Annotated in this window: 6 protein-coding genes; 1 reads left to right on the plus strand and 5 read right to left on the minus strand. The window is 39.8% G+C overall.

Translation table 11 applies throughout. From position 1 onward, the window contains the following. From PX484_RS18180 to PX484_RS18190, 3 genes are all read right to left on the minus strand, one after another. Window positions 1-1,484: tetratricopeptide repeat protein (locus PX484_RS18180; protein WP_502882764.1), on the minus strand; the 1,484-nt coding region annotated here is incomplete at its 3' end. Window positions 1,485-2,130: 646 nt separating this feature from the next. After that, window positions 2,131-3,567: a hypothetical protein gene (locus tag PX484_RS18185; RefSeq protein WP_287766872.1), complete on the minus strand. Its 1,437-nt coding sequence runs from the start codon at window positions 3,565-3,567 to the stop codon at window positions 2,131-2,133. Between the two features lie 375 nt (window positions 3,568-3,942). Next, the gene (locus PX484_RS18190) at window positions 3,943-4,182 is read right to left on the minus strand and encodes a hypothetical protein (RefSeq protein WP_069475261.1); all 240 of its coding nucleotides are present in this window, start codon (window positions 4,180-4,182) and stop codon (window positions 3,943-3,945) included. Window positions 4,183-4,539: 357 nt separating this feature from the next. Here PX484_RS18190 and PX484_RS18195 point away from each other — a divergent pair, with 357 nt between their 5' ends. After that, window positions 4,540-4,884 (plus strand): hypothetical protein, encoded by a 345-nt coding sequence (locus tag PX484_RS18195; RefSeq protein ID WP_002781516.1) that lies wholly within the window; start codon window positions 4,540-4,542, stop codon window positions 4,882-4,884. 421 nt (window positions 4,885-5,305) lie between these two features. Here PX484_RS18195 and PX484_RS18200 read toward each other — a convergent pair whose 3' ends face one another. Next, window positions 5,306-6,313, minus strand: coding sequence for a DnaJ C-terminal domain-containing protein (locus tag PX484_RS18200; protein WP_287766868.1), 1,008 nt, complete (start codon window positions 6,311-6,313; stop codon window positions 5,306-5,308). A gap of 204 nt (window positions 6,314-6,517) precedes the next feature. After that, on the minus strand, window positions 6,518-6,943 hold a 426-nt coding region (locus PX484_RS18205), incomplete at its 5' end, for a TVP38/TMEM64 family protein (protein ID WP_288105012.1).

A 6,943-nucleotide genomic window follows, 5' to 3' on the forward strand; every position in this document is an offset into this window, starting at 1 on the left:
CCTGCTAAATTGTTGAGGGAAGTTGCCACATCGGGATGATTTTCTCCTAAGAGTCGTTTATGCAAATCTAATGCTTCTAGATGGAGAGGTTCCGCTTCTTTGTACCTGCCTTGGGAACGGTACAATCCTGCTAAATTGTTGAGGGAAGTTGCCACATCGGGATGATTTTCTCCTAAGAGTCGTTTATGCAAATCTAATGCTTCTAGATGGAGAGGTTCCGCTTCTTTGTACCTGCCTTGGAATTCGTACAATCCTGCTAAATTGTTGAGGGAAGCTGCCACATCGGGATGATTTTCTCCTAAGTGGGTTCGAGTTGCGGTTAAACAATCTTGATAGTAGGGTTCTGCAGCAGCATACAATCCTTGTCCTTCATAATAACGAGCTAAACCTGTATAGGACCAAAATAAATCCTCATCAGCAATATATTCTGAATATTCCTTGACAGATGCTTGCAGATGGGGAATGAAAGGTGTAAATTCTTCAACTTTTTTCAGAGTCGGATTCTGGGGCATTTCCGCCGATTTCTTCGCCATAATAATACAATAACGGCGTTTTGCGGGTTCTGCGTGGGATGATGCTTCTAACTTATCCCGAAAATAGCGACGCAGCAGGGTATGAATTTCATACCAACCATCACCCGTATCCTTAACCAAACTCAGATGGACTAAACTATCGGTTAACCATTCCTCCACTGTATCCCCATCCTCATCGGGAAATAAATCCAGAATCATCCCCTTGGGAAAGGGCGCAAGAGCGAATAAACTGAGGTAAAGTGCCAAAATTTGGGCTTCTGGTTCGCTGTTCAACTCCTCCCAACTGAGATTAAAGGCAGCTTTCACCCCTCTTTCCCCAGTCATTTCTGTATCAAACTTGGTATTTTTGGCTAAGATTGGCTCATCTAAGCCTTTTTCGGCTAATTTCTGCCGTATTTTGCTAATTTTCCAATCCTGTCGCTGTTTTAGCAGCCTTGCCACCAATTCTAACCCCAAAGGTAAATAACCTAAATCCTGACAAAGTTCTTTAGCTTGTTCTAACTCGGCATCAATGCGTTCATTTCCTAGATAAATTTCTAATAATTTTAATCCCTCTTCTGCTGTTAACAGGCCTAGGTTTATTGTATGTATTGCTTGTGATAAATAGTGAAAGCGAGTTGTAATTAATACCTTAAAGCGTTTATCTTGTTTTGGTGGTAAGTAAGGCTGAATTTGTTCATAATCTCGTACATCATCAAAGATTATCAATACATCTCCTTCTATCCAATGTTGCCAACAGTAGCGGACTCGTTCCGTCAATGTGCCTTGATCTGGTAGCATTAACTTAAGATATTGACTCGCAAAGTCAACAATCTGAATCCCTGGGTCATTATTGAGGGCATTTAACCAACATATTCCCCCTAAAAAAGTTTTATTATCCCACTCTCTCCAAGCATACTGTAACGCTAATTCTGTTTTTCCAACTCCCCCCATCCCACTTAAAGCAATCATTGTATATTGATTATCTTCATTTAAAAAGTCATGAATTTGTTGTGATTCCCTTTCTCTACCAATAAATTCCCTACTCCCACGATTCGGTAAATTATGATTAGATAAAACATTGATTTTATCACCAACTACATTGTCACCGTTACCATAAAAACCATGACCCGAAAATACGTTGAAAATATTAAGAGTATCTTCTGTGAGGAACAACCGCAACGAAAACCAAGAGTTTAAATCGGGCATAACTCGAATTGCTGTACTATGAAATGGACGAGACATCCACCAGATTTGTCTTAGATTAAATTGGGCTAAATTCTCTCGATTAAAATTAATTACCCGTAAAGCTTCCACCAAGGGAATTTCTTTGACGAAGGCTGTTTCAAACCCACTAATAGAAACCACACCTGATGCTATATTTTCTAATTCTTTAAAAAGAAAATTAAACACAACAGAAGGGTTTTCCAAAAGAGGCAATTTAATTTCATGAAAAGGGATTTCTTTTTCTTTAAATTGATTCCGCAATTCTCTAATTACTTTTTGACGGGAAAACTCCGAAGAAAATTCGACCCGTGCTAAACTTCTGGAACACCTTTGACTCCACAATAACAACCGTGCTATAGTATCGGCAATACTTCCCGGAATTAATTCAGATTTATTTGCTTGATGTACCACCAGGAACACCTCCTTGAGAAGAAAAAGGAATAATATTTTGAGAATTTAAAATATCTACGACCAAAGGATGCACCCCAAAACACCGTTCACCGTTACCTTTATCTAGTTCTTGAATCGCCCGATCATTTAGTAAAGCATATAATATTTCATTAGGAATTTGTGCTTTTTTATCCCCGTCGTAAATTCGCTTTAAAAGTGCAGCTTTATCGTCATAACTAACGTGATCAATGTCAAAATTACTATCCCCTAAACGGCGTTCGTATTCTGTTCTTAAATTGCTAATAGCAATGTTAACAGCATCGGCATCAATCGTTTTTTTATTATCTAGAATTGCCGTATCTGAGGCATAATTTACTAAATAAAAAATATCCCTAATATTGCCTCCAGAAGCTACAATAATACGTTCTATCTGTCCCTGCTCAAATAAGTCAGAATTAACTCGTACTTCTAATACTTTTCTCACAGCACTTCGTCCTTGTTGATTGGGAGAGTGATTTTGTTGTTGATGAAAAACAGCCGTATCTGGAATGATCAGACTATTTTCAGGGAGAAAAGCTAGACGAATCGCTGGAGATGAATTATACAATGCAATTGGTAAATTAAAAATAAGATGAATATTTAAGTCTTTAAAAATATTAGAGTATTTAATAAATAAATCTGTAATTCTTTCCGTTGGAATACCTGCTTTATCAAAATCTTCACCGATTATTAACCATTGACGTTTTTCTTTTTCTTGCAATTTTTGATTACAATCATCAAGGAGTTGATTGGCAACGAAAATTAAATCATTAAATCGACGAATGCGATATTCTACTACTTTTTTTTCTCTGGTTGAAGCAAAGCGTAATTCACCCTTAAGAGAAGCAAAAAGTCCTAACATTTGCGACCAAAGAGAATCCCCTTTAATACCTCCTCCTGCTTCTATTGTAACTTTGCTTTCTCTAGTTTCTTTACGGGTAATTTCTTCTTGATTAAACCAATTCAAGAGATTTTGTAAATTTTCTTCCCTTGGTCTTTGAGCAATTGCAACCGTTTGTTCGACAATTTCAATTACCATCAACAAAACAACATCAAGGGGATTAAAATTAAGAGGATCAAGATCACTTAGAATACTAAATCGAATAGCACGAAATTTATTGTCAATCTCAGCATCATTAATTAAGCGGGTTAATTCTGTTGATTTACCTACCCCTGGATGTCCCATTAAACAAGCTTTATAAGAGTCTTTAGCTTCTAAGGCTCGTTCTAATCCTAGTTTGAGACGTTTGATTTTATCCCCACCTCTAACCTCATTCATTTCCTGTCGATAAAAAGCATCAATTTCTCTCTGGGTTGTCAGGGGGGAGGGAGATAAGGTTAAATGGATTTCTTTGAGAGAAGTGGCTGCTTGAAAACGAGTGAGAGAGAAGTTTTCCATAAAAATTGGCTCTTCTAGGTTCTGTGTGAGCATGGTATAATGATAACACAGAACGGGAGGTGGGTTATGTGGATAAATGACTCTTCTCGACTTTGTGTGATAATTTTTGCTTATGGAATCGCAAAATGTTTACCGGACAAGACTTTTAAGACTATTTTGACGTTCGGCGAAGCTCGGTCGAGCTGCAGAAGAAACTATCAGTATAGATCTCGTTTCCACACAGAAACCGGAAGAGCCAAAATTTAGCAATCAAAAGTTGAATAGATGGTATTTATTAATTCTAAACTGCTATTACTTTAATTTCTTCTAGCTTTGCTTAAAATTGCTAATTTTCCTCTTGATCAGCAGTAAGCTAGTTCGCATTTAAAGTTCTAGTTAAGATAAGGGAACAGGGAACAGGTCAAAACAAATATCAAATTTAGACGCATAACAGCTTATCCACCAACTCAGCAAAAAATGCGGCGTTGCTGAATGACAGTAAAATTTTTCCATATTTTCAATAAACTTACCTGTTTGTTGCCAAACTTTCTCTCCCACTTTTTCACCAGTTTTCTCTAGCGCTTTAGTGGCAATAATCGAACCAACTGCGATCGCTGCTCCTGTAAGAGGGTCCATAGATAAAATAGGGGTGATGAGGGTTGAGTTTATTATATTATTGGGTTTTGATTTTTTGCCACAATATAGGGATTTTAGAGATTGCTTCAGTGGTAAATTCCCGTACTGCTAAAGTAAACTTGTGGTTAAGGGAGCATTCATGATTCAGCCCTCATTTTAGCTTTCATAATTTTATTCTGCCCTATTTTTCTTAATCAATCACAGTCCATGACACAATCACAGCAATCACAGTCAAGACGGCATGGGAGAGGAAAGATCCGTGTTATCGTAAAAATGGGGATAGATGGGGGGGTTGGTCTTGCAAAATCGGCAAATAGGGATAAAATCAAAACAAGTTAATTTTTTCCTTACCATATCATGTTAACCCCATCGGATAGTAAATTATCTAAGCAGCAGCAGATTCTCTCGGCTGTTTCCGAAGAGGAACAGCTTAAACAGCAACGGATTCAGGAAGTGCTATTGTTAATAGATAGTTTATTCCAAAGAGAGGAAACGACTTTTAGAATTATCATCGACTGTCTTTACGATGTGGGTTCGTTAAATTTAATTAATAAAAAGTTTCATCGTCGTTACTTAAATTTTATTATGAAAGCGATCGCTCGTTTTTCTAAGCCTATATTCAGAATTTATGCTCTCTATTGGGTGAAAAAAAATAGCCCGAAATTAATTACTAATTGGTTGGCTAGTAAGGTTAAATTCTAGATCGATCCCCCCTTAATCCCCCCTTGATAAGGGGGGTGCCGATCCCCCCTTAATCCCCCCTTGATAAGGGGGGTGCCGATCCCCCCTTAATCCCCCCTTGATAAGGGGGGTGCCGATCCCCCCTTAATCCCCCCTTGATAAGGGGGGGAACTGACGATTTTTAACAGGTGCATCTCAATTTGGTCGAAATATCTAGATGACATTTTGGGCGCACGCAGTGCGCCCCTACCATTGGCGCAATAATATTATTGTAGGGGCGAATTGCATTCGCCCTCTTTGAACAACTTCTGCTGCTCACCTATAGGTGAGAGAAAATCAGAAATATTGAGATGCACCCATTTTTAACACCTAACCACTTATAAACCCCAGAGACAGTAAACAGGACCAAGAAAAACTGTTTTGGCAAACCCTAGCTAGGGACTTAAATTTGCACCTGTCTGAGATGACGACGGGGATCGGTGGTACGCTGAGATTTAATTTTCTCGTATAATTCCCGTTCGATCGCCGTTAATTCTTTGGGAGTATCGATGACAATTTTGACTAATTGATCGCCGCGTTGTCCTTTATTGTCGATCCAACCTTTGCCGCGTAAGCGCAGGGATTGACCGGAACGAATACCGGCGGGAACTTTTATCGTCACCATGCCATCGGGGGTAGGAACTTCGATTGCTGTGCCTAAAACCGCCTCATCGGGGGTAATCGGGACTTCACAGGTCAAATTATCGCCTTCAAAAGTAAAGAAAGGATGGGATTCTAATTCCACATCGAGAAATAGATCTCCCCGTTGTTTACTCAAGGGATCGATTAGTCCTTTACCCCGTACCCGGAGACGATTACCGGTTTTAGTTCCTGGGGGGATTTTGATATCGATCATTTCTCCGGCTAAATTAACCCGTTTTTGTACTCCTCGTAAAGCTTCCCCAAAACTCAGACGTAGTTTAGCGGTGGAGACACCAGAAGTGACGGATTGCGGTGGAGTACGAGCGCCGGCAAAGTCGTTAAAATTGCTAAAATCGCCAAATCCTCCCCTCGGAGTACCGTAGGAATGGGAACTGGGGCGAGTACCGCCGGAGCGCCCCATGCGACCGAGCAGTTCATTGATAAAATCATCAAAGGTGTTGTACTGGCTAAAGTCAAAACCGGCCGAACCGAAGTCAACCCCCGGATTACCACCCGGCCAATTTGATCGCCCGGCCTGTTGCCAATATTGTCCAAATTGATCGTATTTTTGGCGTTTTTCGCTATCGGAGAGGACTTCGTAAGCTTCACTAATTTCTTTAAAACGTTCTTCGGCGCTTTTATCGTTAGGATTGCGATCGGGATGATATTTGACGGCTAATTTACGAAAAGCTTTTTTAATTTCTTCAGTGCTGGCAGTTTTACCTACTCCCAGAACGGCATAATAATCTTTATAATCTGCGGCAGGCATCGATACGCTATCTCCTTAGCAATGAGGATTCAGTCGGGATATTCCTAATCTAACTTAATTTTATCGTTGTCAGGCTTGAATCAGTGATCAGTGATCGGTGAACAGTAACCAGTAACCGGTGATCAGTGAAAATAAAGTGCCAAAGTTTTCACTTAACACTATCTACTTAAAACTCCAATCTGATAACTGATAACTGATAACTGATCACTGAAAGGGAAATTGCCGACGACGACGATACCAAGTTCCCACACCTACTAACAGAGCAATAAGGGTAAAAGCCACCATCAGGGGCAATATATCGCCTTTTCCTAAAGATTTCAAGCCCGCACCCATCATAACAAAGGGTAAAATTCCGGGGACAGTGCCTAATAAAGTACCGATGAAATAATCGCGAAAACGGATAGAAGTTAATCCCGCAACAAAGTTAACGATACCGTAGGGAATAATCGGTAATAGACGGATAGCAAACATATAAAATAGGCCGCCTTGCTGCATTTCTGCATCGATCGCTTGCCATTTTCCCTGAAATTTTTTGGCGGTATATTCCCGGCCGATAGTACGGGTAAAAGCAAAGGCAACTATAGCGGCCACCAAAGCGGCGATCGTTGTCCAAACTGTTCCCATAACTAC

It is taken from the genome of Microcystis sp. M49636_WE2, from assembly GCF_030065375.1.
GTDB lineage: Bacteria > Cyanobacteriota > Cyanobacteriia > Cyanobacteriales > Microcystaceae > Microcystis > Microcystis aeruginosa_C.